The organism is Modestobacter marinus (assembly GCF_011758655.1).
Taxonomy (GTDB): domain Bacteria; phylum Actinomycetota; class Actinomycetes; order Mycobacteriales; family Geodermatophilaceae; genus Modestobacter; species Modestobacter marinus.
Genome location: NZ_JAAMPA010000001.1, coordinates 3,352,383 through 3,376,771, shown reverse-complemented (window position 1 = coordinate 3,376,771; position 24,389 = coordinate 3,352,383). Strand labels below are relative to the sequence as shown.

General features: G+C 75.6%; 26 protein-coding genes and 1 riboswitch. Of the genes, 13 read left to right on the top strand and 13 right to left on the bottom strand.

The features are described from left to right. Positions 1 to 47: 47 nt before the first annotated feature. Positions 48 to 914, top strand: coding sequence for an alpha/beta fold hydrolase (locus FB380_RS15805; RefSeq protein WP_166755876.1), 867 nt, complete (start codon positions 48 to 50; stop codon positions 912 to 914). Here the strand turns inward: FB380_RS15805 and FB380_RS15800 are convergent. The 6 genes from FB380_RS15800 to FB380_RS15775 form a co-directional block, all read right to left on the bottom strand. Then, complete coding sequence (locus FB380_RS15800; protein WP_166755875.1) at positions 899 to 2,038, bottom strand: serine hydrolase domain-containing protein; 1,140 nt, start codon at positions 2,036 to 2,038, stop codon at positions 899 to 901. The genes FB380_RS15805 and FB380_RS15800 overlap by 16 nt on opposite strands. Before the next feature lie 84 nt (positions 2,039 to 2,122). Then, positions 2,123 to 3,355 (bottom strand): pre-mycofactocin synthase MftD, encoded by a 1,233-nt coding sequence (gene mftD / locus FB380_RS15795; protein ID WP_166755874.1) that lies wholly within the window; start codon positions 3,353 to 3,355, stop codon positions 2,123 to 2,125. 149 nt (positions 3,356 to 3,504) lie between these two features. Next, positions 3,505 to 4,104 (bottom strand): YceI family protein, encoded by a 600-nt coding sequence (locus tag FB380_RS15790; protein WP_166755873.1) that lies wholly within the window; start codon positions 4,102 to 4,104, stop codon positions 3,505 to 3,507. Between the two features lie 149 nt (positions 4,105 to 4,253). After that, entirely contained in the window at positions 4,254 to 5,153 is a 900-nt protein-coding gene (locus FB380_RS15785) for an aggregation-promoting factor C-terminal-like domain-containing protein (protein ID WP_166755872.1), read from the bottom strand. Positions 5,154 to 5,169: 16 nt separating this feature from the next. Continuing rightward, positions 5,170 to 5,317: riboswitch (cyclic di-AMP (ydaO/yuaA leader) on the bottom strand. 204 nt (positions 5,318 to 5,521) lie between these two features. After that, the gene (locus tag FB380_RS15780; RefSeq protein WP_229681912.1) at positions 5,522 to 6,169 is read right to left on the bottom strand and encodes a class I SAM-dependent methyltransferase; all 648 of its coding nucleotides are present in this window, start codon (positions 6,167 to 6,169) and stop codon (positions 5,522 to 5,524) included. A 4-nt stretch (positions 6,170 to 6,173) separates the two neighbouring features. Further along, positions 6,174 to 6,728, bottom strand: coding sequence for a universal stress protein (locus FB380_RS15775; RefSeq protein WP_166755871.1), 555 nt, complete (start codon positions 6,726 to 6,728; stop codon positions 6,174 to 6,176). Between the two features lie 215 nt (positions 6,729 to 6,943). On the opposite strand from FB380_RS15775, the gene FB380_RS15770 reads away from it, so the two are divergent. Together FB380_RS15770 and FB380_RS15765 are read left to right on the top strand one after the other, a co-directional pair. Further along, a complete protein-coding gene (locus tag FB380_RS15770; protein WP_036335220.1) occupies positions 6,944 to 7,336 on the top strand; it encodes a cupin domain-containing protein in 393 nt (130 codons plus the stop codon). 33 nt (positions 7,337 to 7,369) lie between these two features. Continuing rightward, complete coding sequence (locus tag FB380_RS15765) at positions 7,370 to 8,281, top strand: Dyp-type peroxidase (RefSeq protein WP_166755870.1); 912 nt, start codon at positions 7,370 to 7,372, stop codon at positions 8,279 to 8,281. Positions 8,282 to 8,590: 309 nt separating this feature from the next. Here the strand turns inward: FB380_RS15765 and FB380_RS15760 are convergent, their stop codons facing one another. Beyond that, entirely contained in the window at positions 8,591 to 8,884 is a 294-nt protein-coding gene (locus FB380_RS15760; RefSeq protein ID WP_166755869.1) for a hypothetical protein, read from the bottom strand. 198 nt (positions 8,885 to 9,082) lie between these two features. Continuing rightward, positions 9,083 to 9,853, bottom strand: coding sequence for an SDR family oxidoreductase (locus FB380_RS15755; RefSeq protein WP_166755868.1), 771 nt, complete (start codon positions 9,851 to 9,853; stop codon positions 9,083 to 9,085). Between the two features lie 60 nt (positions 9,854 to 9,913). Between FB380_RS15755 and FB380_RS15750 the strand changes: the two genes are divergently transcribed. Together FB380_RS15750 and FB380_RS15745 are read left to right on the top strand one after the other, a co-directional pair. Next, complete coding sequence (locus FB380_RS15750; protein ID WP_166755867.1) at positions 9,914 to 10,510, top strand: hypothetical protein; 597 nt, start codon at positions 9,914 to 9,916, stop codon at positions 10,508 to 10,510. A gap of 84 nt (positions 10,511 to 10,594) precedes the next feature. Beyond that, on the top strand, positions 10,595 to 11,431 hold the full coding sequence (locus FB380_RS15745; RefSeq protein WP_166755866.1) for an HpcH/HpaI aldolase/citrate lyase family protein: 837 nt from the start codon (positions 10,595 to 10,597) through the stop codon (positions 11,429 to 11,431). 78 nt (positions 11,432 to 11,509) lie between these two features. Here the strand turns inward: FB380_RS15745 and FB380_RS15740 are convergent, their stop codons facing one another. Then, positions 11,510 to 12,280, bottom strand: coding sequence for a putative protein N(5)-glutamine methyltransferase (locus tag FB380_RS15740; RefSeq protein ID WP_166755865.1), 771 nt, complete (start codon positions 12,278 to 12,280; stop codon positions 11,510 to 11,512). Between the two features lie 83 nt (positions 12,281 to 12,363). Between FB380_RS15740 and FB380_RS15735 the strand changes: the two genes are divergently transcribed. Next, complete coding sequence (locus FB380_RS15735) at positions 12,364 to 13,347, top strand: SigE family RNA polymerase sigma factor (protein ID WP_166755864.1); 984 nt, start codon at positions 12,364 to 12,366, stop codon at positions 13,345 to 13,347. Beyond that, the gene (locus tag FB380_RS15730) at positions 13,344 to 14,393 is read left to right on the top strand and encodes a hypothetical protein (RefSeq protein WP_166755863.1); all 1,050 of its coding nucleotides are present in this window, start codon (positions 13,344 to 13,346) and stop codon (positions 14,391 to 14,393) included. Before FB380_RS15735 ends, FB380_RS15730 begins: the two co-directional genes overlap by 4 nt. A gap of 6 nt (positions 14,394 to 14,399) precedes the next feature. Here FB380_RS15730 and FB380_RS15725 read toward each other — a convergent pair whose 3' ends face one another. Next, the gene (locus tag FB380_RS15725; RefSeq protein WP_166755862.1) at positions 14,400 to 15,185 is read right to left on the bottom strand and encodes a putative hydro-lyase; all 786 of its coding nucleotides are present in this window, start codon (positions 15,183 to 15,185) and stop codon (positions 14,400 to 14,402) included. Beyond that, positions 15,182 to 15,895, bottom strand: coding sequence for a GntR family transcriptional regulator (locus FB380_RS15720; protein ID WP_166755861.1), 714 nt, complete (start codon positions 15,893 to 15,895; stop codon positions 15,182 to 15,184). Before FB380_RS15720 ends, FB380_RS15725 begins: the two co-directional genes overlap by 4 nt. Before the next feature lie 141 nt (positions 15,896 to 16,036). Here FB380_RS15720 and FB380_RS15715 point away from each other — a divergent pair, with 141 nt between their 5' ends. The 6 genes from FB380_RS15715 to FB380_RS15690 are packed head-to-tail and all read left to right on the top strand — an operon-like array spanning position 16,037 to position 21,587. Continuing rightward, a complete protein-coding gene (locus FB380_RS15715; RefSeq protein WP_188959526.1) occupies positions 16,037 to 17,284 on the top strand; it encodes an NRAMP family divalent metal transporter in 1,248 nt (415 codons plus the stop codon). Positions 17,285 to 17,298: 14 nt separating this feature from the next. Next, positions 17,299 to 18,066: a LamB/YcsF family protein gene (locus FB380_RS15710; protein WP_166755860.1), complete on the top strand. Its 768-nt coding sequence runs from the start codon at positions 17,299 to 17,301 to the stop codon at positions 18,064 to 18,066. Beyond that, positions 18,066 to 18,680: a 5-oxoprolinase subunit B family protein gene (locus FB380_RS15705; protein ID WP_166755859.1), complete on the top strand. Its 615-nt coding sequence runs from the start codon at positions 18,066 to 18,068 to the stop codon at positions 18,678 to 18,680. Before FB380_RS15710 ends, FB380_RS15705 begins: the two co-directional genes overlap by 1 nt. Continuing rightward, positions 18,677 to 19,513, top strand: a complete 837-nt coding sequence (locus FB380_RS15700; protein WP_166755858.1) for a 5-oxoprolinase subunit C family protein — start codon at positions 18,677 to 18,679, stop codon at positions 19,511 to 19,513. The genes FB380_RS15705 and FB380_RS15700 overlap by 4 nt, the downstream gene beginning before the upstream one ends. Positions 19,514 to 19,569: 56 nt before the next feature. Further along, positions 19,570 to 20,265, top strand: a complete 696-nt coding sequence (locus FB380_RS15695; RefSeq protein ID WP_166755857.1) for a polyamine aminopropyltransferase — start codon at positions 19,570 to 19,572, stop codon at positions 20,263 to 20,265. Next, positions 20,262 to 21,587, top strand: a complete 1,326-nt coding sequence (locus tag FB380_RS15690; protein ID WP_166755856.1) for a DUF2254 domain-containing protein — start codon at positions 20,262 to 20,264, stop codon at positions 21,585 to 21,587. The genes FB380_RS15695 and FB380_RS15690 overlap by 4 nt, the downstream gene beginning before the upstream one ends. Positions 21,588 to 21,609: 22 nt before the next feature. Here the strand turns inward: FB380_RS15690 and FB380_RS15685 are convergent, their stop codons facing one another. After that, on the bottom strand, positions 21,610 to 22,959 hold the full coding sequence (locus FB380_RS15685; RefSeq protein WP_166755855.1) for an MFS transporter: 1,350 nt from the start codon (positions 22,957 to 22,959) through the stop codon (positions 21,610 to 21,612). A 94-nt stretch (positions 22,960 to 23,053) separates the two neighbouring features. Then, entirely contained in the window at positions 23,054 to 24,370 is a 1,317-nt protein-coding gene (locus tag FB380_RS15680; protein ID WP_166755854.1) for an alpha-amylase family glycosyl hydrolase, read from the bottom strand. Positions 24,371 to 24,389: the final 19 nt, after the last annotated feature.

Sequence of the window (24,389 nt, the reverse complement as noted above, 5' to 3'; positions counted from 1 at the left end):
CCCCAGCCCGTTCTCGTGGGCCCGGGGCCGTCGGGCAGGATCCGGGGATGACCCCGCCGACGTGGTTCACCCAGGCCCTCGCCCAGCAGCCGGACCACCGGGACGTCGTCGTCGCCGGTGCCCGGGTGCACTACCGGGCCTGGGGGCCGGCCGGGGCGCCGGGTGTGGTGCTGGTGCACGGCGGGGCGGCCCACTCCGGCTGGTGGGACCACGTCGCCCCGCAGCTCACCGGCCGCCGGGTGGTCGCCCTGGACCTGACCGGGCACGGCGACAGCGACCGGCGCGAGCAGTACGACCCGCTGCTGTGGGCGCGGGAGGTGGTCGCCGTCGCGGCCGAGGAGGGCCTGGACCGGCCGGTCGTCGTCGGTCACAGCATGGGCGGCTGGGTGTCGGTGACCGTGGGCGTCGAGCACCCGGCCGAGATCGGCTCGGTCGTCGTCGTGGACTCCCCGCTCAACGACCAGCCCCCGGACGAGCGCCGGCTGCGGGAGCGCCGCCGGCCGCACCGGGTGTACGCGGACCCGGCAGAGGCCCGGGCCCGCTTCCGGACGCTGCCGCCGCAGGACGTGCTGCTCCCCTTCGTCCGCGAGCACGTGGCCGCCGGCTCGCTGCAGGCGGTCGAGGGCGGCTGGACGTGGAAGTTCGACCCGGACTTCTTCGGCACCCGGCTGCGGCTGCGCGACCTGCTGCCGGGCGTCGCCGTCCCGCTGACCTTCCTGCGCTGCGAGCACGGCCTGGTCAGCCCGGAGATGGCGACCGACATGGCCGGCCTGACCCGGGCCGGGATGCCCGTGGTCGACCTGCCCGACAGCGGCCACCACCCGATGCTGGACCAGCCACTGGCCCTGGTCACCGCGCTGCGCACGGTCCTGGCGCTGGGCGCCGACGGGGCGCGCGGTCAGAGGCAGCGGTAGAGCGCGCGCCAGAACCAGTCCAGCCCGTCCTCCGGACCGGCCATGCCGGCGTTGGTCAGCAGCACCCCGACCAGGTCCCGGTCCGGGTCGGCGTAGCCGGTCGTGCCGGTGCCGCCGTCCCAGCCGAACCGGCCCGGCTGGGCCCACGGCGGGCCCGGTTCGACCTGCACGCCGACCTGGAGGCCCCAGGAACAGCCGGGGCCGAGGAACTCGGCGGCCTCCGCCCGCTGCGCCGTGGTGAGCGCGCCGGTGGTCATGGCGGCGACCGAGCCGGGGCCCAGCAGCGGCCCGCCCCCGTCGGCCAGGGCGCTGAGGAGGGTCAGCACGTCCGGCGCGCTGGAGACCAGCCCGGCCGCCAGCCCCTCGAACTCCGGTGGCCGGGACGACCGCCCGTCCGCCGGGTCGAGGAGCTCGACGCCGTCGCCGGCCGGCAGGTACGCGGGCCCGAGCCGGGCGGGGTCGGCCGCCCAGAAGCCGGTGTCGGTCAGGCCCAGCGGGCCGGTGACCCGGTCGCGCAGCAGGTCGTGCAGCGGGCAGCCGGCGACCCGGGTCAGCAGCACCGACAGCACCTCGGTGCTGAGCTGGTAGAGCCAGCTGGCGCCCGGCTGCGCGGCCAGGGGCAGCTCCCCCAGCCGGGCCAGGTACTCCTCGTGCGTCAGCTCCGGCGGCAGGGGCCCCGCCCCGAGGCCGGCCGCGACCACGGCCCGGTCCAGTGGCGAGTCGTCCCAGAGGGCGCCGAAGCCGGGTGTGCTGGTCAGCAGGTGGCGCACGGTGATCGGGCGTTCGGTGGGCACCGTGTCCGCCAGCGCGCCGGCCCGGTCGCGCAGCACCCTCGGCTCGGCGAGCTCGGGCAGCCAGCGGTCGACCGGGGCGTCGAGGTCCAGCAGACCGTCCTCGGCCAGGGACAGGGTGAGCACGCCGGCGAACGGCTTGGACAGCGACGCCAGCCGGTACAGCGAGTCCGGGCCCACCCGCGTGGCGCCCGCCGGGTCGAGGCACCCGCCGGTGCGCACCTCGACCTCGCCGCGGTACCGCACCGCGGCGGCGTAGCCGGGCAGCCGGCCGCTCTCCACCCGGGCCTCGAGCAACGACCAGACGGTGACGAACCGGGACAGGTCCGACATGGGGTCCTCCTGCGTCCGAGGGGTGCACTCAGCAGGGAGGACCGCGGCGGCCGGTCGAAGTCATCGCACCGGCCGCCGGCACCGTCAGGCGGTGGTGCCCTTGCCCGCGGACCGCTGCGCCTCCGGGGCGTCGGCGCCGTCCTCGCCGAGGTGGCGCTCGAAGTGCGGCGGGACGACGAGGTCGGCCGGGCTGAGCTCGTCGATCGAGGTGTGGCCCAGGCCGACGAGGGCCGAGCCGAGGCCGTCGCGCAGGAGGTCCAGCACGTTGCCCACCCCGGCCTCGCCGTTGGCGGCCAGCCCCCACAGGTAGGCGCGGCCGATCATCACCGCCTTGGCGCCCAGGGCGAGGGCCTTCGCGACGTCGCCCCCGCGGCGGATGCCGCCGTCCATCAGCACCTCGACCTGGTCGCCCACGGCCTCGGCGACCGCGGGCAGCGCGCGGATCGCGGCCGGGGTGCCGTCGAGGTTGTTGCCCCCGTGGTTGGAGACCGAGATCGCGGTGACCCCGGCGTCCACGGCGCGCTTGGCGTCGTCCACGCGCATGACGCCCTTGAGCATGAACGGCTGGTCACCCCACAGCTCGCGGAGCCACGCGACGTCCTCCCAGGTGGGCATGGGCGACTGCATCCACTGGCCGTAGGCCTCGAAGAAGGTCGGCGCCTTCTCGCCGGGGGTGCCGACCATGTTCGGCACGGTGAGGTCGGGCAGCTTCCTGGTCTTGGCGAACTCCCACAGCCAGCGGGGCTTCAGCGCGACCTGGGGCGCGTACCGGCGCACCGCCTCGAGGTCGATCCGCTCGGGGATGAAGGGGCTCCCCCAGTCCCGGCCGTAGGCGAACGACCAGTCCAGGGTGGCGATCAGCCCGGCGGCCCCGGCCCGGCGGGCGCGCTCGACCTTGGCGGCCATCAGGTCGCGGTCACCGACCCAGTACAGCTGGAAGAAGGTCTGCGGGTTGGCCGCGATGACCTCCTCCATCGGCTTGCTGGCCATCGAGGACAGCCCCATGGCGGTGCCGCGGGAGGCCGCGGCCCGGGCGACGGCGACCTCACCGTCGGGGTCGACCGCCTGGACGCCGGTCGGGCTGATCAGCACCGGCAGCGCGACGTCCTGCCCCATGACGCGGGTGGCCATCTGCTTGTCGTTGCTCAGCCCGGCGGTGTGCGGCGCGAAGCCCAGCTCGGCGAAGGCGGCGAGGTTGTCCTCCGCGGTGAGCCCCCGTTCGGAGCCGGCGACCAGCGCACCGTAGACGCCCTTGGGCAGCCGGCGCTTCGCCCGCCGCTGTGCCTCCGCCACCGACTCGAACCACGCGTTCGCCATCTGTGGACCCCCTGCTGCTCGACCCGTCCCGGCCGACACCGTCGTCGGCCGGGGTCGCCGCCGCAGGCGTCGTCCGGGACGACGGCACCCTGCGTGGCACTGAGTGCCACCCTAGCGGCAGGGAGTGTGCTGGGACACAGCCCGCGGGGTCAGGAGTCCTTGATCGCCGAGACGTCGAACTCCACCTGGACCCGGTCGCTGACCAGCACGCCACCGGTGTCGAGCATCGCGTTCCAGGTGAGGTCCCACTCGCTGCGCTTGATCGCCAGCGCGCCCTCGAAGCCGACCCGCATGTTGCCGAACGGGTCCAGCGCCGAGCCGGTGAGGGTGAAGTCGATCGAGACCGGCCGGGTGACCGCCTTGATCGTGAGGTCGCCGGTGACCCGGTAGACGTCCCGGTCGACCTGCTCGACCGCCGTGGAGACGAACACCATCTCCGGGTGCTGCTCGACGTCCAGGAAGTCGGCCGAGCGCAGGTGCGCGTCCCGGTCCGGGGTGCCGGTGTCGATGCTCGCGGTCGCGATCCGCAGCTGCACGCTGCTGGCCGCCGGCGTCGCGACGTCCAGGTGGGCGGTGCCGGAGAAGTCGGTGAAGGCACCCCGCACGGTGGTCACCATGGCGTGCCGGGCCCGGACGCCGATCCGGGTGTGCGTGACGTCGACGGTGTAGTCGCCGGTCACGTCTGCCAGGGCGCTGGTGGCGGCGTCGAAGTCCGTCGCGGCGCCCTCGGGTGCGCGGTGCTTGCCCACGGGTCAGCGCTCCTCTTCTCGGTGGTCGAACTGTTCGATCCTCCCCGATGGTCCCGCGCCGGCGCACAGGTGGGCCACCGGTACGCGGCCCGGGCGCAGCGAGGCCCGGGTCCCGCGGGACCCGGGCCTCGCTGCGGAGCGCCGGTGGCTCAGTACCAGCCCTTGGCCTTCGAGTGCGCCCACGCGCCGCACGGCGAGCCGTAGCGGTTCTCGATGTAGATCAGCCCGGCGTCGATCTGCCGGTAGCCGTCGGAGGTCTTGGCGATCCCGGTGCTCGCCCAGGTGGAGTCCAGGAACTGCGGGATGCCGTAGGCGGTGCTGTTCGGGTTCTGGGCGTTGGGGTTCCAGCCGCTCTCCTTGCCCCAGAGGCTCTCCAGGCAGGAGAACTCCGCCTGGTCACCCCCGAGCTTGCCCAGGGCGTAGTCCTGGAAGGAGCCGGAGCCGGACGACGCGGCCGGGGCCGCCGCCGGCGCGCGGGCGGGGGCGGGCGCGGCCGGCGCGGGCGCGCGGGCGGCGGCCCGCTCGGCCGCAGCCGCCTCCTCCGCGGCCTGGGCCTCCGCGGCGGCCTGCGCCTCGGCGGCGATCCGGGCCTCCTCCGCGGCCTGGGCCTCGGCGGCGAGCCGGGCGGCCTCGGCGGCCTGGGCGTCCAGCACCGCCTGGTCGGCGGCGGCCTGCGCCTGCGCGGCGGCGACCTGCGCGGCCTCGCGCTGACTGCGGTTGGCCGCCAGCTGGCCGAGCCGGTCGGTCAGCCGACCGTCGGCGACGGCGGTACCGGTCTGCTGCGAGCCCAGGTCGAGCTGGGAGGCGATGCCGGCGGGCTCGACGGCGGCCTCGGCCCGGGCGTCCGGCTCCGCGCCGACGAGGACGTTGACCAGGATCGCGCCGGCGGCGGCGACGCCGAGGTACAGGGTGGGCCGGCGGAGGCCACCGGGGGGCTGACGACGGGTGCGCCGGGCGATCGGCGCCTCCTCGGCACCGGCCGGGAGCGGGAGCACCTCGGTGGCGGGCAACTGCTCGTCCGACGAGGACACGGTGGTGCGACGGGACATCGAGAGAGGGGCTCCGTGGGTCTTCCGCGGCCGCCTACCGGGTCAGCTGACGGGTTCGGGCGGGAAGGCGCCCTACCCGGCCGGGCGGTGCCCGGGCGGGATTCACCCCAGTGGTGCGGTGGGTCCCCGGTTCGCTGCGAGCAGCGACTCGGCGGCATCCGGTGCGGGCTCCCCGGGTGGGGACGAGACGTCCGACCGGACCCGGCCAAGGTAGAGGCCGTGACCCGCTCGTGACAATGCCCGGCGCCGGACTCGTCGACATCTGCCACGTTCGCCCTGGTCACCGCCGAACCAGTGGGGCACATGTGACGGAGCACCCAGGACAGCCGCCCCGCTGGAGCACCAGGGCGGTCGCCCCGTGGGTGCTCTCAGGGGAGCCGCCACACCGTCGTCCGGCGCACCCCACCCCCGGCGGCGTCGGGCACGTCGTACTCCGCCTGGGCGAGCAGCCCCTCCTTCGGGACGTACGCGCGCCCGGGGTCGCCCAGCAGCACGGTGGCCCCGCGCAGCCAGGCCGCCCCGAGGAAGGGCAACACCCGCGCGGTCATCTCGCGGTCGTAGCAGACGTCGCCGGCCAAGACGACGTCGATCTCCGGCAGCTCCTCGTCGAGCACGTCGCCGACGACCTCGACGCCGGTGACCCCGTTCACCTCGGCGTTCAGCCCGACCGCCGCGTGCGAGTACGGGTCGACGTCGCTGGCCAGCACCCCGCCGGCGCCGGCCAGCAGCGCGGCGACGGCGACCAGGCCGCTGCCGGCCCCCAGGTCCAGGACCCGGCGGCCGGCGACGAGCTCCGGGTAGTCGAGGACGTGCCGGGCCAGGGCCTGCCCGCCCGGCCAGGCCGCGGCCCAGAACGGCGGGTCCTCGCCGGCGCCGCCGCCCTCGGTCTCCATCGCCTCCCACAGGGCGACGACGTCGTCGGCGACGTGCAGCTGCACCTCGGGGACGAGGGAGGGGCGGTCCAGCCGGGTGTGCGCCCGCAGGAAGGCCGGTGGGACGGGCTGCTGGACCACCACGCGGTCAGGCCTTGTGCTGGGTGCGCACGACGGTCACCGGGCACGGGGCGTGCCGGGTGACCTGGTCGCTGACCGAGCCGAGCAGCAGCCCGGCGAAGCCGCCCCGCCCGCGGGCGCCGACAACGAGGAGGTCGGCGTGCTGGGCCGCCTCGATCAGGGAGCGCACCGGCGCGGCGTGCACGACGTGGCAGCTGACCGCACGGGCGCGCTCCGCGCCCAGCGCGGCCCGGACGTCGGCCTCCAGGTCGGCCTGCACCGCCTGCTCGTACTCGCTGATCGGCGGGACGTAGCCCGGCTCCCAGCTGGCCGGCTGCGGTGCGGTGGCGATCCGCCAGCCGCGGACGACGTGCAGCGGCCACGAGGCGCGCTCGGCCAGGCCGGCCGCCCACTGGAGCGCCTCCTGGGCGCAGTCGGAGCCGTCGTGCCCGACGACGACGCCGCCGTCCACCACGGCACGCGTCGAGACCTCACCCTCGACCCCGGCCAGTTCGGTGGCCGCCTCGTCCCGCTCGGCCGTGAGGGCTGCGTCCCCCGGCTGGTCTCCTGGCTGCTGCGTCAACGCCGTCCTCCTGTGCTCGTCCGTCCGTGCTCTGCCGGTACCCGGCACCGGACAGCCTCTCCCACCGGCCGGGAGAACGGCAGGGTCGGAGGGCCTGACCGGCTCGTGTCGCCCGACCGGCGGGCTCGGATCGCGCCGGAGGCCGCACTGCTCTTCACTTCTCCTGGGCCGGCGCACGCCGGCAGGAACGACTGGATCGAGGAGGAACGGCAGCCATGGAGCACTTCACCATCGCCACCGTCGCCGAGGAGAGCGCCGACTTCCGTCGGGTGCTGTGGACCGGCGAGCACACCCAGCTGGTGATCATGACGATCCCGCCGGGCGGGGAGATCGGCGAGGAGGTGCACGAGGAGATCGACCAGATCCTCACCTTCGTCAGCGGCACCGGCCAGGCCGTCGTGGGCGGGCAGAAGAAGAACGTCGCGCAGGGTGACCTCGTCGTCGTCCCCGCCGGCAAGAAGCACAACTTCCTCAACACCGGCGTGAACCCGCTGGTGCTCTACACGGTCTACGGCCCGCCGGAGCACGCCGACAAGGCCGTGCACAAGACCAAGGAGGAGGCCGACGCGCTCGAGGAGGCCGGCAAGGACGAGCCGCCGACCAGCTGAGCCCGGGGTGTGCCGATCGGGCAGGCTGACCGCGTGACGACGCAGCCGGGCATCTTCGCCCTCGGCACCCCCGAGCACTGCTACCTGGAGCTGGACCTCGAGCCCGGCTGCTCCGCGGCGGACCTGGTCCGCGGGGTGGCCGGGCTCACCGGTCCGCTGTCCTCCACCGGCGGGGTGAACCTGGTGGTCGGCTTCCGGCCGGAGCTGTGGGCCGCGGTCGCACCGGACGACGCCCCGGCGGACGCCGCGGGCTGGACCGAGGACCTCGTCGGCGCCGGCCGCTACCGGATGCCGGCCACCCAGCACGACGCCTGGCTCTGGGTCGCCGGCGGGGACCGGACGGCGGTGTTCGACAACGCCCGCGCCGTGCTCGCCGCGCTGGCGGGCGTGGCCCGGGTGGGCGCGGAGGTCACCGGGTGGCTGTACCGGCACGACCGGGACCTGACCGGTTTCATCGACGGCACGGAGAACCCGTCGCTACTGACCGCCGCCGAGGTCGCGGCGGTGCCGGCGGGTGAGCCGGGCGCGGGGGCCAGCATCGTGCTGTACCAGCTGTGGCGGCACGACACCGCGACCTGGGAGAGCCTGGGCGTGCACGGCCAGGAGATGATGATGGGCCGGACGAAGCCCGACAGCGTCGAGCTGCCCGAGGACGTGATGCTGCCCAGCGCGCACGTCGCCCGCACGTCCGTCGAGGTGGACGGCGAGGAGAAGCAGGTCTTCCGGCGCAACGTGGCCTACGGCGGGGTCACCGACCACGGGACGGCGTTCGTCGGGTTCGCCCGCGACCAGTGGCGGCTGACCGAGATGCTCCGCCGGATGGCCGGGGCGACCGACGGGATCCGCGACGGGCTCACCGGCTACCTGACCCCGCTGACCGGCGCCTACTACGTCTGCCCGTCGATCGACGCCCTCGCGCGCTTCGCGCCGCCGGACGAGGACTGAGAGCGGTCGTGCCCACGGAGCCGGCACGCCCCGAGCCGGCGCGACGTGATCCGGAGGGTGGCGACCCCGCGTGCTGGCTGGACCAGGTGTGTCCGGCCTGCGGCCGGCTGGCCGAGCGGACGGCGGCCGGCCGCTGCGCCTCCTGCGGCGAGCCCTGGGACTGACCGTCCACGGCTGGCGCACCGGCCCCGGGCAGCTGTCCGGTGGGCGGCGGTCCGCTGCGCGGCCGTCCGGTGTGCGGCCGTCCGGTGTGACGCGCGGGCACCGGGGCGCCCAGGTCGTCGCCGGCCTGGTGGGCCGGCGCCCAGGTCAGGCGGCTGAGCTCCGGGCGACCTGACTGCCGTACCAGCTGGTCAGCAGGTGCGCGCGCACCGAGCCCGGCAGTGCGCCCCAGCGCAGCAGCGCCGCGCGGGCCGGGAGCGCGCTGGCCGCTGCCAGCTGACCCAGCTCGCGGACCCGCTCCGGCCGCGGGCTGTTCGGCCCGCGATCGTGCAGGCCCGCGGCGAGCTGGCTGTCGAAGGCCGCGAGGATGTCGGCCTGGTGCTCCGGGTCGAACCACTGAGGGCTCCGCGCCGAGCTCGCTGCGAGGTGATGACGGATCACGATGCGTCTATCGGTCCGTCGTGCGCCTGCTGTGACTCGAACCGGGCCACTCGATCCCCGGGACTGCAGTCCTCCCCCTCTGGGCACGCCTGCCCCACCTGCACCAGAGGTCTCGCCCGCCCCTCGCCGCCGGCGAGCCGACCGCGCGGCAACCGGCGGGAGTCCGACCGCGCGACTCGACGGTCCCGACCTGGTGACCTACAGCCCGCCGGCCACCCGCAGCACGGCGCCGGAGACGTAGCCGGCCTCCGGGCCCAGCAGCCAGGCGATCGCCGGGGCGATCTCGTCCGGCTCCCCCGGGCGGCCCATCGGCACCCGGGCGCTCACCCGCTCCAGCCGGCCGGCGTCGCCGGCTCCGGCGTGGATGCCGGTGCGCACCAGGCCCGGCGCCACCGCGTTGACCCGGACCCCGTCGTCGGCGAGCTCCTTCGCCAGCCCCACGGTCAGCGCGTCCACCCCGGCCTTCGCCGCCGCGTAGTGCACGTACTCGTGTGCCGACCCCAGCGTCGCCGCGCTCGAGGAGACGGTGACGATCGCGCCGCCCGGTCCGCCCCGCCGCCGGGACATCACCTGCGCGGCCCGGCGGACGCAGAGGACGACGCCGAGCAGGTTCACGTCGATCACCTGCCGGACGACGTCCACCGGGGTGTCGGCCAGGTCGCCGAGGTGGGCGGTCAGCCCGGCGTTGGCGACCAGCCCGGTGACCGGCCCCAGCTGCTCGGCGGCGGCGGCGAACAGCGCGTCGACGTCGTCGGGGTCGGCGACGTCGGCCCGGACGGCGACCGCCCGCACCCCGTGCGCCCGCGCCGCCGCCACCACCTGCGCCGCCTCGTCGACCCCGGACCGGTGGCCGACGACCACGTCGTGGCCCTGCCGGGCGAGGTGGTCGACGGTGGCGGCACCGATGCCCCGGCTCCCACCGGTGACGACGGTGACCGGACGACCAGCGGGCGACTGTGGGGAGGACACCTGCTGATCCTGCCGCCCGGCGCCGGGGGACTGTCACCCCCGCCCGGCAGACTGCTCGACGTGGACAACAGCCCCGAGGCCGCCTTCCGGCGTCTGCAGCCGCTGCTGGTCGAGGTGCGCGACGCACTGCTCGGCGGCCTGACCGTCAGCCGCGAGATCCACGCGGCGCACGGCTGGCAGCCGGCCGCCGACCGGCACCTGGACCACCAGCTGGTCCGCCGGGAGGCGATGGAGCGGCTGCGCCCCTACGCCGAGCACGACGACCACCCGTTCGGCACGCAGCTGGAGCTGGTCGACCCGGGCAACGAGAACCTCGGGCTGCCGATGAGCGGGTTGATCCTGCGCACCCCCAGCGAGGTGCTGCGGGTGTGGCACTCCGACGACGGCGAGCTGCCGGCCGCCGACACCCAGGGCCTGCGCGACTTCTACCGGCAGGCGCCGGTCGCCCAGCAGCGCCTGCAGCTGGCGATCGACGGTGCCCCCGACCTGCGCCGGCGCGACCACCTGGCGCTGCTGTGGGCCGATGCCCGCACACCCGGCCGGGCGCCGGAACTGGTCCGGTTCGACCTCGTCCGTCCGCGCGATTGGGCCGGGCGGCGGGTGGACGTCGACTGGCGGGTGGGCCTGCTCGACCTCCTCGGCCGGCGCGCAGCCTGACCGGCCGGCGGTGGGCACCGCGACCGACACCCCGGCGGGGACCCCGCGCGGCACGTCCGTGAGCCCGGACACCACAATGTCCCGGTGCACAGAGGCAGGAACGTAGACCCCGGAATCGCGCGCTCGTGGCTGCTCGTCAACGGCGCCCGCACCGAGCTGTTCGACGAGGCGCACCAGTCGCGCGCCGACCAGATCGTGCTGGACATCGAGGACGCGGTCGACCCGGCCCGCAAGCCCGATGCCCGGGCCGACGTCGTCGAGTGGCTCTCCGCCCCCGGCAACCGGGCGTGGGTGCGGATCAACGACCACGCGACCCCCTTCTGGGCCGACGACGTCGCCGCGCTCGCCGGGCTCCCCGGTCTGGCCGGCGTCATGCTCGCCAAGACCGAGGCCGCCGAGCACGTCACCGAGACCTACGACCGGCTGGGTGGCGCCACCCCGGTGCTGGCGCTGGTCGAGTCGGCGCTGGGCATCGAGGAGGCCGTGCGGATCGCCTCGGCCCGCGGTGCGTTCCGGCTCGCCTTCGGCAGCGGTGACTACCGGCGCGACACCGGCACCAGCGCCGACGACCTGGCGATGGCCTACCCCCGCAGCCGCCTGGTCATCGCCAGCCGGGTCGGCGGCCTGCCCGGCCCGATCGACGGCCCCACGGTGGGCACCAGCCACCCGATCCTGCGCGAGCAGTCGGCGCTGACGGTCTCCCTGGGCCTCACCGGCAAGCTGTGCCTGCAGCTGGACCAGCTCCCGGTGATCAACGAGGTCATCAGCCCGGCGCCCTCGGACGTCGCCTGGGCCCGGGACTTCCTGGCCGACTTCGACGCCCGCGGCCAGGTCATCCGCGACGGCAGTGACCTCCCCCGCCTCGGCCGGGCCCGCAAGATCGAGAAGCTGGCCACCGCCTTCGGCGTCGAGCCCGCCTGACGAAGGACCCTCCTGCCCCCGCAGGAGGCCCCAACTGCGAACGGCCCCCTCCCGCACCGGGAGGGGGCCGTTCGCATCTCAGGCCCCGCGGACGGCGACGACCACGGTGGCTGCCAGGTCGTCGTCCTCGACCACCCGGCCGGTCAGCCCGGCGCCGGTGCACGCGGCCAGGGTCGCGGGAGCCTGCTGCCGGCCCGTCTCGATGAGCAGCGCACCACCGGGCGCCAGCCAGTCCGGCGCCCCCGCCGCCACCCGGCGCTGCACGTCCAGCCCGTCAGCCCCGCCGTCCAGCGCGGCCCGCGCCTCGTGGTCACGCGCCTCCGGCGGCATCAGGGCGATCGCCTCGGTGGGCACGTACGGCGCGTTGGCCACCAGGACGTCGACCCGGCCGCGCAGCGCGTCCGGCAGCGGCCCGTACAGGTCGCCCTCGTGGACCGGGCCCGGCACGTTGCGCCGCGCGCAGCGGACGGCGGCCGGGTCGAGGTCGGCGGCGTGCAGCTCGATCGAGGGGACCGCGGCCGCCACCGCCGCCCCCACCGCGCCGACCCCGCAGCACAGGTCCAGGACGACCGACCCCGGGCCGGCGAGGGCCACCGCCTCCCGCACCAGCAGCCGGGTGCGCTGCCGCGGCACGAACACCCCCGGCTCGACGGCGAGCCGCAGGCCGCAGAACTCCGCCCAGCCCAGCACCTGCTCCAGCGGCTCGCCCGACACCCGCCGCGCGACCAGACCGTCGAGCTCGGCAGCCGACGCGGCCTCGGCCAGCAGCAGCACCGCCTCTTCCTCGGCGAACACGCAGCCCGCCGCACGCAACCGGGCGACGACGGCAGGATCCGGGTCCGGGGACATCAGCGGCCAGTGTGCCGCCTGCTGACGGAACACGATCGCCCCGATACGGTGCCGCCATCACCGGCGGGCCGGGAGGGGTGGGCGTGGACCAGCGGCAGGACGGCTTCGCCGCCTTCGTGGCCGAGCACGAGCAGGAGCTGCGCGGGACCGCCCTGCTCCTCACCGGCGACCCCGTCGCCGCCGACGACCTGCTGGTGGCGGCCCTGGCCCGGACCCACCGCCGCTGGCGGCGGCTGGACGCACCGGCCGACGCCCTCGCCGACACCCGCGACGCGCTCCTCTCCGCCACGCTGGGCCGCACCCCCCTCCCCGCGACCGGTCGGGACGGCGTCCTCGTGGCAGGGCCGGCGGACGACCCCGACGACCGGTGGCTGGCGGCGCTCGCCGGGCTGGACCCGCGCGCCCGCGCGGTGACCGTGCTCCGGCTGCACGAGGGCCGGGACGAGGCCGAGGTCGCGACCCTGCTGGACTGCTCCATGGCCGAGGTGGGCGCCGCCCTGGCCGACGCGCTGGAGACGCTGGCGCCCCTGCTGGCGAGCGACCCGGCCGAGCCGGACACCGCGCCGGCACCGTCGGCTGCGGTGGCGCAGGACAGGCCGGTCCCGCACGACGTCACCGCCGACGCGACCCACCGTCGACCGGGGGTCTCCGTCGTCGTCACCGACCCCGCTGCGGTCTACCGCCGCCCGGGGACCTCCGTCGCCGATGGCACCGACCCTCATGCGACCCACCACCGACCGGGGACGACCGACGTCGTCACCGACCCCTACGCGGCCTACCGCCGCCCCGGTACCGCGGACGGCGTCGACGCCTCCGCGACGCATCGCCGACCGGATCCCGCCGACCCCTCCGCGATCTACCGCCGGCCGGGGACCCCAGCCGCCGACGGCGGTGCGATCCACCGCCCCCCGATCACCTCCGACGCCGCCACCGACCCCTACGCGATCTACCGCCGCCCGGGGACCCCGCCGCCCCCGCCCGTCCGGCCGCCGACGCCGCCGGCGCCGGTCGCCGTCCCGCCCTGCCAGGACGACGACCCGGACGCGATCTACCGGCGGCCGACGTGACCGGGGACGTCGCCCAGGCCGTGGCCGCCCGGCTGCACCAGCTCGCCGGGCGGGCACACCCGGTGGACGGCAGCACCGCGGCACGGGCCGTCGCCGTGGACCGTCGCCGCCGTCGGCGCGCTGGGCGCTGGGGCGCCGGCGTCCTCGCCGTCGTGCTGCTGGGCACCGGCGCCTCGCTCGCCCGCTCGGCGGTGACCGACCCGTCGACCGCAGCCCCGTCCCCGTCCCTGTCCCCGGCTCCCCGCACCAGCAGCTACGCCGCGCCGGCGCCCACGCTGTACGACTCCCCCGTCCGCGGTTCCCTCGCCGACGACGAGGAGTTCCTGGCCGCCATGGCGGCCACCCCCTGGACCGGTCCGGCGGGACCGGACGGCGAGATCGGGTACTGGGGTGGACCGACGCCGGACCTGGACACCAGCCGCGTGGTGTACGCCGCCGACGTCCCCGGGGGCCACCGGTGGGCCGTGGTGGTCGCCCGGTCCGGCACGGGCTGGGCCTGGGGGTGGTTCACCGGCGCACGGGGCGCGGAGCCTGCGGAGATGACCCTGGTCTTCGGCTCGATGCCACTCGGCTCCCGGGAGCGGCTCGCGCTGATCGACGCCTCGGCCGAGACGGGCACGCTCGTGGTGCTCGGCGAGCCCGGGCTGGAGGCCGAGTACTCCCCCAGCCTGGACCGGGCGCCCAGCGGCGAACTGGTGCGCGACTTCGACCCGTTGCCGATGATCGACGGGGTGCCGGTGGGCGTGGTCCCCGTCCCCGTGATCTGGAGCGCCGGGGAGGTACGGGTCATCGTCGGCGGTGTCGCCTCGGAGCCGCTGTTCCCGATGCTGGACGGGCAGCCGCCGTCCTGGCCGGAGTACCCGACCGGCCCGGTCGACAACGCCCTCGTCGCGCCCTGCCTGGAGTCGCTCGGGCTCCGCGTCGAGCTGCAGGAGAACGGCGCCTACCTGAACTACGAGGACCCGTCGTACTCCGACAGCAGCAGTGCGGAGCTGGCGGCCCGGGAGCACGAGATCGCCGCCTGCTTCCGCGCCGGCGAGGGTTGAGCCCGCTCAGGGCTGCCGGTACACCGCGTCCGGGACGTCGGTGACGAACATGTGCCCCGGGGCGTGGGTGATCGCGAACGGCGGGCGGGAGGCCATCAGCGCGGCCTGCGGCGTCACCCCGCACGCCCAGAACACCGGGACGTCGCCGTCCTCCGCCTCGACCGGGTCGCCGAAGTCGGGCCGGGCCAGGTCGGCGATGCCGAGCGCCGCCGGCGACCCGACGTGCACCGGCGCCCCGTGCACCTGCGGCATCCGGGCGGTCACCTGCACGGCGGTGGTCACCAGGTGCGCGGGCACCGGGCGCATCGACACCACGAGCGGCCCGGACAGCCGCCCGGCCGGCCGGCACTCCCGGTCGGTGCGGTACATCGACACGTTGCGGCCCTGCTCGATGTTGCGCACCGGCACCCCGGCGTCCAGCAGCGCGGTCTCGAAGCTGAAGCTGCAGCCGATCAGGAAGGCCACCAGGTCGTCGGTCCACAGACCGGTGACGTCGGTGGGCTCGTCGACCAGCTCGCCGTCCCGCCACACGCGGTAGCGCGGCAGGTCGGTGCGCAGGTCGGCGTCCGGGGCGAGCACGGTGCGGTACGAGCCGGCGTCGGTCACGTCCAGCAGCGGCACCGGCTGCGGGTTGCGCTGGCCGAACAGCAGCATGTCCCAGGCCCAGTCCCGGGGCAGGACGACGAGGTTCGCCTGGGTGTGCCCCGGCGCCCAGCCCGACGAGGGCACGGCGAGCCCGGCGCGGAACGAGGCCCGGGCGGCGGTGGGGTCGGCGGCGGGGACGAGGGTCACGAGCTCCTCCGGAGACGGTCGCGGTGGGCGGCGCGCAGCTCGGCCTCCGAGTCGTGCAGGTAGGCCTCGAGCTCCTTGGCGGCCTGCTCGACCTCCCCGGCGGTCAGCAGGTCCAGCAGCGCGCGGTTGCGGCTGACGTAGGGCTCGTGCAGCCGCTGCGGCACCGCGATGGCGGAGAAGGCGAGCCGCAGCTCGGCGAGCACGCGGGCCGTCGTCTCGTCGATCCGCCGGCTGCCGGCCAGCGCGACCAGGTGCTGGTGGAAGCGCATGTTCGCGGTGCCGGCCGCGACCCAGTCGCCGCGCCGGGCGGCGTCCTCCCCGGCGGCGACGGCGTCGTGCAGCGGCCGCAGCCGGACGGCGTCCAGGCCCTCCAGCCGCCGGACGACGTCGCACTCGATCGTCCGCCGCAGCCGGTACAGGTCGACCAGGTCGTCCTCGTCCAGCTCGGGCACGAAGACCCCGCGGTGCAGCCGGTGCACCAGCAGCCCCTCGTGGGTGAGCAGCCGGAACGCCTCGCGGAGGGTGTTCCGGCTGACGTGCAGCACCTCGACCAGCTGCTCCTCCGACAGCCGGGTGCCCGGCGGCAGGTCGCCCTCGATCACCCGGGAGCGCAGCAGCTCGGCCACCCGCTCGGCCGTGCTGGAGCGGTCGAAGCTGCGCACCTCGTGCGCCACGGTGCGCAACCAGGCGGTGTCCTCGGGCTCGGGCATGCCGTCATCCTGCCGTCTCCTGATGTGTCCGCGCAGTTAAATGTCGTCCGATCCCCTTGAGGGATTGTTCAACAACTCCCTAGGTTCGTCGGCCAAGGGCTCCTCCCACCGGCGCCCACCCCACCCGACCCGGGAGCAGCCATGGCCGCCGAACCGCACCGCACCCCCGCCGAGCCCTCCACCGCACCGAACGGGCGGCTGGCCACGAGCACCCGCTCCACCCTGCTCGGCGCGATGTTCCTGATGGCGACCTCGGCCATCGGCCCGGGGTTCATCACCCAGACGACCGCCTTCACCGTCCAGCTGGGCGCCGCGTTCGCCTTCGCGATCGTCATCTCGATCCTGATCGACATCGCGCTGCAGCTGAACGTCTGGCGGGTCATCGGCGTCAGCGGCCGGCGCGCGCAGGAGCTGGGCAACCTGGTCGCCCCCGGGCTCGGCTGGGTGATGGCCGCCTTCCTGCTGATCGGCGGGCTGGTGTTCAACATCGGCAACGTCAGCGGTGCGGGCCTGGGCACCAACGCCATGCTCGGCCTGGACCCGAAGCTCGGCGGGGCGCTGTCGGCGCTGATCGCCATCGGCATCTTCCTGAGCAAGCGGGCCGGGGTGGCGGTCGACCGGATCGTCGTCGTCCTCGGGCTGGTGATGATCGTGCTGACCAGCTACGTCGCGATCACCTCCGGGCCGCCGGTCGGCGAGGCACTGCGCAACGTCGTGCTGCCCGAGGACATCGACGTCCTGGCGATCACCACGCTGGTCGGCGGCACCATCGGCGGCTACATCGTCTACGCCGGCGCCCACCGGCTGCTGGACTCCGGCATCTCCGGCCCCGGCCGGGTCCGGGACATCACCCGCGGCTCGGTCACCGGCATCCTGATCACCGCCGTCATGCGGGTCGTGCTGTTCCTGGCGATCCTCGGCGTGGTCACCGGCGGCGCGGCCCTCGACCCGACCAACCAGGCGGCGTCGGCGTTCGAGCAGGCCGCCGGCGAGGTGGGCCTGCGGGTGTTCGGCATCGTGCTGTGGGCCGCGGCGATCACCAGCGTCATCGGCGCCTCCTACACCTCGGTCTCGTTCGTGACCTCCCGGACGACGACCTCCGATCGCACTCGCAGCCTGCTGGTGGTCGGCTTCATCGCGTTCACCTCGCTGGTCTACGTGCTGATCGGCACCGCACCCACCACGCTGCTGGTGTTCGCCGGGGCGTTCAACGGCCTGCTGCTGCCGATCGGGATCGCCGTCCTGCTCTGGGTGGCCACCCGCCGCACCGACCTGCTCAACGGCTACCGCTACCCGCGCTGGCTGCTGGTGATCGGCTGGGTCGCCTGGCTGCTGACCCTGTACCTGGCCGTCCGGTCGATCCAGCCCGTCATCGACCTGTTCTCCTGAGGAGGATGCACACCATGACGCCAGCACGCGTGGACCTCAACTCCGACCTCGGTGAGGGCTTCGGCCAGTGGACCCTCGGCGACGACGACGCCCTGCTGGGGCTGGTCACCAGCGCCAACGTCGCCTGCGGTTTCCACGCCAGTGACGCCACGATCATGCGGCGCGTCTGCGCCAGGGCCGTCGAGTCAGGGGTGGCCATCGGCGCCCAGGTCGGCTACCGCGACCTGCCCGGCTTCGGCCGCCGGTTCATCGACGTCGAGCCCGAGGCGCTGACCGCCGACGTCGTCTACCAGATCGGCGCGCTCGAGGCCTTCGCCCGGATCGCCGGCGACCGGGTGCGCTACGTCAAGCCGCACGGCGCGCTCTACAACGCGATCGTGCACCACGAGGAGCAGGCGGCCGCGGTGGTGGCCGCCGTCGTCGCCTACGACCGGACCTTGCCGGTGCTCGGCCTGCCCGGCTCGGCGTGGCTGCGGCTGGCCGGCGAGGCCGGGCTCACCGTGGTGCACGAGGCGTTCGCCGACCGCTCCTACACCCCGGAGGGCACGCTGGTCTCCCGGCGGCTGCCCGGCGCGGTGCTGCACGACCCGGCCGAGATCGCCGCCCGGTGCGTGGCGATGGCCGCCGGCGAACCGGTCCGGGACGTCGAGGGCGGCGAGCTCACGATCCGGCCGGACTCCATCTGCGTGCACGGCGACACCCAGGGCGCGGTGGAGATCGCCCGGCAGGTGCGCGCGGCGCTGACCACGGCGGGGGTCGAGCTGGCCCCCTTCGCCGGCTGATGCGCCTGCTCCCCAGCGGGAGCGCCGCCCTGCTGGTCGAGCTCGACGGGCTGGACGACGTCCTGGCGCTGTACGCCGCGCTCAGCGCCGAGCCGCCGCACGGGGTGGTGGACGTCGTCCCGGCCGCCCGCACGGTGCTGCTGATGACCGACCCGGCGGTCACCACGCTGGACGCGGTGGCCGACGCCGTCCGGGCGACGACGCCGCGGCCGGACGCGCAGGCCGTCGGCGACCGCATCGAGCTGCCGGTGCACTACGACGGCGCCGACCTGGCCGAGGCCGCCGAGCTGCTCGGCCTCACGCCGGAGGGGCTGGTCGAGCGGCACACCGGCGCGGAGTGGACGGTGGCCTTCTGCGGTTTCGCCCCCGGCTTCGGCTACCTCACCCAGCCCGGCGAGCAGTGGGACGTGCCCCGCCGGGCGAGCCCGCGCACCAAGGTGCCCCCGGGCTCGGTCGCGCTGGCCGGGGAGTTCAGCGGCGTCTACCCGCGCGAGTCCCCCGGCGGCTGGCAGCTGATCGGCCGCACCGACGTCGCGGTGTTCGACCTGCACCGCGAGCCCGCCGCGCTGCTGCGGCCGGGCACCCGGGTGCGGTTCGTGGTGGCCGGCCGATGAGCCTGACCGTGCTGGCCACCGGGCCGCTGACCACCGTGCAGGACCTCGGCCGCCCCGGGCAGGCCGCCCTGGGCATCGGCCGCTCCGGCGTCTGCGACCGGGCGTCGGCCGGGCTGGCCAACCGACTGGTCGGCAACCCCACCGACGCCGCGGTGCTGGAGGTGACCTTCGGCGGGCTCGCCGTCCGGGCCGAGGCCGACCTGCTGGTGGTCACCACCGGCGCCCGCTGCCCCGGCGCGCCGCACGCCGCGCCGACGGTGCTCCGCCGGGGGCAGGAGCTGCGGCTCGGCCCGCCGGCCAGCGGGCTGCGCAGCTACCTCGCGGTGCGCGGCGGCATCGACGTCCCGCCGGTGCTCGGCTCGCGGGCCACCGACCTGCTGGCCGGGCTGGGGCCGGCGGTGGTCGCCACCGGGGACGTGCTCCCGGTCGGCACCCCCGTCGACCCGGCTCCCGGCGTCGACCTCGCACCGGTGCCCGAGCCGGCCACCGGCGAGGTCGCGGTGGCCGTGCTGCCCGGGCCGCGGGCCGACTGGTTCGGCGACCCCGGCTGGGCCGCGCTCACCGGGCAGGCCTGGACGGTCACCAGCGAGAGCAACCGGGTCGGCCTGCGGCTGGATGGCGCGCCGCTGGAGCGGCTGCGCACCGGTGAGCTGCCCAGCGAGGGGATGGTCCGCGGGGCGCTGCAGGTGCCGCCGTCCGGGCTGCCGGTGCTGTTCCTCGCCGACCACCCGGTGACCGGCGGCTACCCGGTGATCGGGTACGTGAGCGACGCCGACGTCGACACCTGCGCCCAGCTGCGCCCCGGCCAGACCCTGCGGTTGCGCGCCCGCTGACCCGGCCCGCCGGGGTCCGGGTCGCTGCCGGACCGGCGCTGCCGCAGACTCACGCGGTGTTCGACGACGGGCTGGTGGAGCTGGGGAGGGCGTCCGGCGCGCACGGTGAGGTGGTCCTGCGCCGGCGCACGCACCCCGACGGCACCGCGGTGACCGAGCTGATCGTCGACGGCGTCTTCGCGATGGACGACGTGGACACCGCCACCGAGCGGGCGCTGGCCACCGAGGCGCTCGCCCGCTGCCCCGGCGAGCGGCTGCGGGTGCTGGTCGGCGGGCTCGGCCTGGGCTGGACCGCGGCCACCGCCCTGGCCGACCCCCGCGTCGCCGAGGTCGACGTCGCCGAACTGCAGGGCCCGCTGGTCGAGTGGGCCGGCCGGGGCCTGCTGCCGGTCCTGCCGGCGGACGACCCGCGGCTGGCGCTGCACGTCATCGACGTGGCCGACCACCTCGCCGCCTCCCCCGGCCGGTACGACGCCGCGCTGCTCGACGTGGACAACGGCCCGGGTTTCCTGGTGCACCGGACGAACGCCGGGCTCTACTCCCCGGCCGGCCTGACCACCGCGATCGCGGCCCTGCGGGTCGGCGGCGTCCTGGCCGTCTGGTCGAGCGACCCCGCGCCCCAGCTGGCCGACCGGCTCGCCGGGCTGCCCGGCGTCGCCGACGTCGAGCACCTGGCGCTGCCGGTCGAGCGGGACGGCCGCCGGTTCGACTACGCGATCGTGCTCGCCCGCCGCGCCGGAGCGCCCCGGTGACCGGCCGGGGCAGCGCCGAGGGCTCGCGGTCACCGCTGTGGGTCTGGCCGTCCGCGGCCGGGGTCGTCGCGGCGGGCGCCGCGCTCTGGCTGACCACCATCCGGCCCACCAGCGGCTGGCTGACGCACCTCTGGCCGGGTGACCAGAGCGCCGCCGACACCGTGTTCCAGGTCGTCGTCACGTCGGTGATCACGGTGACCACGCTGACCTTCAGCTTGACGGTGGTCGCCCTGCAACTGGCCTCGCAGCAGTTCTCCCCGCGGTTGCTGCGCGAGGTGACCCGGGACCGGGTCTGGAAGGGCGTGCTCGCCGTGCTCACGGCGGCGTTCGTCTACAGCATCGTGGCGATCCGCCAGCTCGACAGCACCTCACCGGTGCCGGTGGTCAGTGCCCTCGTCTCGATGCTGCTCGGCATCGCCGCGTTCGCTGCCGGGCTGACGTTCATCACCCACATGACCCGGCTGCTGCGGGTGGACACCCTCATGCTCAAGGTGCACGACGAGACCCGGACGGCGATCGCGAAGTTCTACCCCCGCCACGACGAGCCGCTCGACGACCCGGACCAGCTGGACCTGGACCCGGCACGGGGCGAGCTGGTGGCCGCGCCGCGGAGCGGGTACGTGCGCCGCGTCGACGTCGAGCGGCTGGTCCGGGCGGCTCGCCGGCACGACGCCGTCGTCCGGATCGAGACCCGGCCGGGCGACCACGTCGTGCAGCACACCCCGGTGGCGACGGTGTGGGCCTGCCGCGGTGGTGAGGTGGCCGGCGCGCTGGCCGGCGAGGTGCGGGCGGCCGTCGACCTGGGGTACGAGCGCACCCTCGACCAGGACGCCGGGTTCGGGTTCCGCCAGCTGGCGGACATCGCGGTCAAGGCCGTCTCCCCGGCGATCAACGACCCGGTCACCGCGAGCACCGCGCTGGGCCACATGGGCGACCTGCTGACCCTTGTCGTGGGCTCGCACACGGGACCGACGCTGCACCGGGACGCCGACGGCGCCGGCCGGGCGATCGTCCCCGACCGGGACCTGCGCTACTACCTGGAGCTGTGCTGCGGGCAGCTGCGCCGGTACGGCGGCAGCGAGCCCAGCGTCCTCGGCTCGGTCCTGCAGATGCTCCGCGACGTCGCGGTCTCCTGCCGGGACGACGCCCAGCGGGCCGAGGTGCGCCGCGCGGCCGACGAGACCCTGGCGCAGCTGCCCGAGCAGGCGGCCGGGGCCGACGCCGAGGCGGTGCGGGACATGCGCCGCCGGGTCGAGCTGGCGTTGACCGGGGAACTCGTCGCCGCCTTCGCCGACCGGGCCGGCGAGACCCGCTCGATGTGACCGGTCAGCCCTCGCGGGGCGGTCAGCCGTCCTCGCGGGGCGGTGCCGGGTAGGCCGACCGTCCCCGCAGCCGGGCGTTGACCGCGGTGACCAGCGGCACCAGGACGACGCCGTCCCGGGCCATCCGCGCACGCAGCTGCCGCCGGTGGGTCAGCACCCCGACCAGGCCGATCGCCCAGAAGACGTACTGCACCGCGAACGCCGCCCGGAACGCGTCCAGCGAGTAGTCCGTGGAGCTGCCGGGGGTCATCGCGTCCAGCACGAAGCCGATCGCCAGCACGGTGCACAGCGAGGCGAAGAACCCGCCGACGTTGACGAAGCCGGTGGCGCTGCCCGACCGCTCGACCGGGTTCTCGGTGCGGGCGTAGTCGAAGCCGATCATCGACCCGGGGCCGTTGGTGCCCAGCACGACCACCAGCACGACCAGCAGCCACATCGGTGCGGGGCCCGGCCACAGCAGCACGACCGTCCAGACCGCCGCCGTGGCGGTGAGGATGCCGAAGACCAGGTTGGACCGGCGCAGCGGCCACTGCCCGACCAGCCGGCCCAGCAGCGGCCCGAAGCCCATGCCGACCAGCACCAGCAGGGTCAGCAGCCCGGCCGCCGTCGCCGGCGCCAGCCCCTGGCCCACGGTCAGGAACGGGTAGCCCCACAGCAGCGCGAAGACGGTGCCGGAGAACTGGGTGACCAGGTGCGTGTAGAGGCCGATCCGGGTGCCCGGCTCCCGCCAAGCGGCGGCCAGGTTCGCCCGGACGGCGGCCATCCCGGCGACCGTCGGGGCCGGCGTGCCGGGCGGGGCGTCGCGCAGCGCGACCAGCACCAGGACGCCGACCAGCACGCTGACCGCCGCGGCCCCCAGGAAGGTGGGCGTCCAGCCGGCGCTGTGCAGCAGCGCGACCAGCGGGTAGGCGGCCACGATCTGGCCCACCTGCCCGAGGATGCCGGTGAGCTGGGTGACCACCGGGACGGTGCGCCCGGGGAACCACAGCGGCACCAGCCGGAGCACGCTGATGAAGGTCATCGCGTCACCGGCGCCCACCAGCACCCGGGCCGCGACGGCGGTCGGCACGTCGCTGGCCAGCGCCAGCACCAACTGCCCGACCGCCATGGTCAGCGCACCGGCGACGATCATCCGGCGGGAGCCGAACCGGTCCAGCAGCACGCCGACCGGCACCTGCAGCCCCGCGTAGACGGCCAGCTGGAGCACCAGGAACAGCGAGATCGCCGACGCGCCGGCGGAGAACCGCTCCTGCGCCTCGATGCCGGCGACACCCAGGGACGCCCGGTGGAAGATCGCGACCGCGTAGGCCACCAGGCCGATCAGCCAGATCACGTAGGCGCGGGACGGCGTCCGGACAGCTGGCTGGGTCACGTACAGGGACGACGCCGTCCCGCCGCCCGTCCTTCCCGGATCGGGCTGTGCACTTGCTCACCCGGAGTCCGGGCGGGGCTCACCCGGTCGGTGCTCACCCCGCCAGGATGGCCCACCCGTGCGCCGGGAGCGAGACGGCCGCGCGGTCGGTGCCCGGCTGCCGGACGGTGCCCACGCCGGCGAGCAGCTCCCCCGCGCCAGCGGCCGGCACCGTCGCCTCGCCGTCGGCCAGGTTGAGGGCGACGACCAGCCGCTGCCCGTCCCCGGCGACCGCGTAGCTGAGCTGGCGGTTGTCCCGGTGCAGCGGCGTGCTGCGGGCGGTGTGCAGCCAGCGGTGCCGCCGGCGCAGCCCGATCAGCTCCTGGTGCAGCCTCCGGGTGGGCTCGCCGAAGGGCGCCAGCTCCGCCGGGGAGCCCGGGAAGGGCGGCCGGACGGCGTCGTCCCCGCCGGCCCGGTCCTCCTTGACCCCGGTGAACGCCTGCTCGTCGCCGGCGTAGACCGACGGCGTGCCGCCCACGGTGAACAGCACCACCAGCGCGTGCGGCAGGTGCGCGGCGTCGTCCAGCCGGCTGGCGATCCGGGTGACGTCGTGGTTGCCGACGAAGGTCAGCGGCACGAACGTGTCCAGGAACCCGTCGTGCCGGCCCAGCGCGTGCGCCAGCTCGTGCAGGTTGCCGTCGTTGAGCGAGCTCCAGATCGCCTTCCACAGCTCGTACTGGGTGACCGCGTCCATCCCCGACTCCCGCACCACCTGCGCGTAGTCGCCGTGGATGACCTCGCCGACGACGTAGGCGTCGGGGTGCCGCTCGCGCACCCGGGGCAGCACGGTGGCCCAGAACGAGCTCGGGACGGCGTAGGCGGCGTCCAGCCGCCAGCCGTCGGCGCCGCGGTCCAGCCAGTGCGTCATCACCTCGGCCACCTGGTCGGCGACCGCCGGCGCGGAGTGGTCCAGGGCGACCAGCTGGCCGTGGCCCTCGAAGGTGTCGTAGTCGGGCTCGGCACCGGGGCCGTGCGGCCAGCGCAGCCGGAACCAGTCGGCGGTCGGGGCGTCCGGCCCCTGCTCCAGCACCGCCCGGAAGGCCGGGTGGTCACGGCCGACGTGGTTGAAGACGCCGTCCAGCAGCACCCGCAGGCCACGGTCGTGCGCGGCCGCGACCAGCGCGTCGAAGTCCGCGTCGTCGCCCAGCCGGGGGTCGATGCGCAGGTGGTCGACGGTGTCGTAGCCGTGCGTGCTGGAGGCGAACACCGGACCCAGGGCCAGGCCGTTGGCGCCCAGCTCGACGGCGTAGTCCAGCCAGGCGGTGATCCGGTCGAGCCGGTGCGCCACGACGTCGGTCGCCTCCCGCTCCGCGCCCACGAAGCCCAGCGGGTAGACGTGCCACCACACCGCGTCCTGCACCCAGTCCGGCATCCCGCTCCCTCGTGATCGA